Origin of the sequence: Phascolarctobacterium succinatutens CAG:287 (assembly GCF_000434895.1) — a bacterium.
GTDB classification, from domain to species: Bacteria; Bacillota; Negativicutes; order Acidaminococcales; family Acidaminococcaceae; genus Phascolarctobacterium_A; species Phascolarctobacterium_A succinatutens_A.
Genome location: NZ_FR892734.1, coordinates 1 through 3022, shown reverse-complemented (window position 1 = coordinate 3022; position 3022 = coordinate 1). Strand labels below are relative to the sequence as shown.

At 37.4% G+C, this 3022-nt stretch carries 4 protein-coding genes; 1 reads left to right on the top strand and 3 read right to left on the bottom strand.

All coding sequences use genetic code 11. The features are described from left to right. Positions 1 to 141: 141 nt before the first annotated feature. The 3 genes from BN587_RS11620 to BN587_RS00010 form a co-directional block, all read right to left on the bottom strand. Entirely contained in the window at positions 142 to 270 is a 129-nt protein-coding gene (locus BN587_RS11620; RefSeq protein ID WP_303684760.1) for a hypothetical protein, read from the bottom strand. Positions 271 to 529: 259 nt separating this feature from the next. Continuing rightward, the gene (locus BN587_RS00015) at positions 530 to 784 is read right to left on the bottom strand and encodes a hypothetical protein (RefSeq protein ID WP_021719131.1); all 255 of its coding nucleotides are present in this window, start codon (positions 782 to 784) and stop codon (positions 530 to 532) included. After that, positions 774 to 1358 carry a TNT domain-containing protein gene (locus BN587_RS00010; protein ID WP_021719130.1) on the bottom strand — a complete coding sequence of 195 codons (585 nt, stop codon included), beginning with the start codon at positions 1356 to 1358 and terminating at the stop codon, positions 774 to 776. The genes BN587_RS00015 and BN587_RS00010 overlap by 11 nt, the downstream gene beginning before the upstream one ends. 324 nt (positions 1359 to 1682) lie before the next feature. On the opposite strand from BN587_RS00010, the gene rhuM reads away from it, so the two are divergent. Next, the gene (gene rhuM, locus BN587_RS00005; RefSeq protein WP_021719129.1) at positions 1683 to 2615 is read left to right on the top strand and encodes a virulence protein RhuM/Fic/DOC family protein; all 933 of its coding nucleotides are present in this window, start codon (positions 1683 to 1685) and stop codon (positions 2613 to 2615) included. The last annotated feature ends 407 nt before the right edge of the window (positions 2616 to 3022 follow it).

Sequence of the window (3022 nt, the reverse complement as noted above, 5' to 3'; positions counted from 1 at the left end):
ATTAATATCTTTTAATCGGAAAGAGTACGCCCATAAAGCTCCATTTCCTGTTTGGCAATACTTTCGCGAAGTTCCTCTAAAGTTAATTCATAATGTATTTTGATCATTGCTTTGCCGTTGGTTACTCTGTTGATAGCGGTTTTAAGCAATTATCCTGCGGTGCTTCTTAGCTTCGTTGTTGAGAGTGTTAATTTCGCCCTTGATATCAGCGATGAGGTCAGCACCGTTCTCAACTTTTTCCAGTGCTTCGTAAACCTGTTTCATTTCCATTTCTGATACCTCCATATCATGGGCCTCCGCCCTATATTGTGCCCTCTCCTGGGCAATAAAAAAGCACGCTGTTACACGTGCTTGATTAATAAAAATAATATTTTTCTTTAACGTATCTGATAGCATCAGCGTAATTCAGTTCCTGCATCTCTCTCAACCGTTCAGTATGATGACGATTCGCAGAACAAGTTTTGCTTCTTCATGGCTGCAGTGGCTTTCTTGTAGTATTCGCATTACTTCAATTGCGATTTCAGTACAATCATTTTTCGCAATTTAAGCCCTCTGGATAATATCTTTCCAAAAACGCCTGGCAAGCTTCTGCCTCAGTGTCGAATTGCGTTACATCATAATCCGCGCCCTTATCTTTTACTCCTATTTCCCACTTATTAGCTTGTTTCCTGATAAAAATCACTGTTTCTATACGAAAGTTTTTATCTGGATAAATGCTATAATTAAGCTTTCCAATATTACTATTATCCATTATTACTCTCAACTTTTGAAGGTCATATTTCAATTAAAACCCCCGCCTTTATTAACTGATCTATAGTTTTAGAAAATTTACACTGAATTTCTCCACCAGCTTGTCCAAACCAAGGAGCTATTACGCCTTTAATACATTCGACATCTTTTGCTAATTCAAATCTGTGAAGCTCATTCTGAATTCTTGCATCCTTGGCTAAAGCTCTTTCTTCAATGGTGGTACCATCCGGAGATACATAGCACCCATAATTTTTACCATACCTGCTAATAATCATTCCTTTAGGCAAGGTTGTTTTTCCTTCCTTGCCAACAGCGCCGTTATTGGGCGGATAAATCGGATTACCATCATCATCGTAAAATCTATCTTCGCCTTTCTTACCCTTAGTATACGTCATACCGTACATTTTCGCAATAGATTCTATAAATTCATCTGTAAGCGGCACTAGGTTTTCTGCCATCAGTTCTTCGTTTGATTTCTTGCCTGCATGAAGCTGAAGCTTAATACCCCTCAGCCTGCTCTCCACTTCCCGCAGTCCAGCATAACCACGCATATACTTGTGCCAATCTTCACCATCTTCCCACGCCTTCAAGCCTTTACGCCACAACACCTGCGCCCTCTCCTAGGCACTAAAAAAAGCAGTTTGGAAATATAGATTTTCTAACTTTATATCACTACACCTTGCAGAATACCAAATGCACATTCACAATACACTAATTCTAACATTTGACACGACGCAATACACAGAGTTATAATGGTACTATAATATATAAACATTTTTTCGCAATCCAAAACATGTAGATTGATATATTTTTTAAAGGAAGTCTGACGATGGGTATGGAATTGCTGAAGAAAAATACCGCCAGCGCAAGGCTGACGGCGGTGAAACCATGATAAATTGTCACAAGTTGAAATTAGGAAAGGAGTTTTACTAATGACTAATATAGTTACTTTTAAAGATGGCAAATTAGAACTGGAAGTTAATATTTCACCTGAAGAAGATACCGTATGGTTAACACAAGCGCAGATGGTTGATTTATTTTCTCGTGACCAATCTGTTATCGCAAGACATATTAGAAATATTTTTAAAGAAAGAGAATTAGACGAAAAAAGCAATATGCATTTTTTGCATATTGCAAATTCAGACAAACCTGTAAAAATGTATTCTTTAGATGTCATTATCTCCGTTGGCTACCGTGTAAAATCTCCTCGTGGCGTTCTTTTCCGCAAGTGGGCAACCAATATCCTTAAGCAATATTTAACAGAAGGATTTGCAATTAATGAAAAACGTTTAGCTGTATTGAATAAAACAGTACAAATACAGTCTAATATTATAGGTGGACTTGTTGGTATCGATGCAGAAGATGTTTTGAAAGTGGTTCAGGAGTATTCACGTTCTTTAGAACTGCTTGATGCCTATGATCATCAGTGCGTTGCTATACCTGAAGGTTCTAAATGCTCTTATCTGCTTAAGTATGACGAATGCATAAAGCTTATAAAAAGTATGGAATTTAGCCAGACATCTGATGTGTTTGGCGTGGAAAAAGAACCTGGCAAATTAGAAGGTATTTTATCCGCTATCCATCAAAGTGCCTTTGGTCAAGATGCATATCCATCACTAGAAGAAAAAGCAGCCAACCTGCTCTACTTCTTAGTTAAGGATCATCCGTTTAATGATGGCTGCAAGCGTATCGCAGCAGCTCTGTTCTTATATTTTCTCAACCAGAATAACGCACTATATAACGATGGTAATAAAATTATCAGCGACAGTGCTCTTGTTGCCATCACCCTTATGATTGCAGAATCTCGCCCAGAAGAAAAAGAAATTATGATTCAGGTTATTATAAACTTCCTGCATTGGCGCTGAAGCTGACTAAGCTCCAACGCAAAGTGGAAGAATACACGGAGATCTAAAGATAATAAAAAAGATACTAGCGCAAGGCTGACAGCACAGCCTGAAGTTAACTTAAAATACGATATTCTTCACACCTTCCGTGTATATATTAAAAATATTCTTTTGTAAGCTTATGCGAAAAAAGCAAAGCCTGCAATTTCATCAAACGAAATTGCAGGCTTTTTCTAATGCATTCTAAATAACACTAAATAGGCAGTTGGAGCAAATATTAGACAAAGCAGTATTTCACCCATTTTTCTTTCGCCCATCAACCCTTTAGCCAATACTCAAAAGCACACTGTTATACATGCTTAATTAACGATGTTAAATTATTATATCTCCAATTAAAAAGCAGACTCTGAGTTTTCGCTCAAAATCTG

What these genes read in the sequence shown, in the direction of transcription:
- BN587_RS11620 (WP_303684760.1), bottom strand. Translation starts at nt 270, where the DNA reads ATGGAAATGAAACAGGTTTACGAAGCACTGGAAAAAGTTGAGAACGGT.
- rhuM (WP_021719129.1), top strand. Translation starts at nt 1,683, where the DNA reads ATGACTAATATAGTTACTTTTAAAGATGGCAAATTAGAACTGGAAGTT.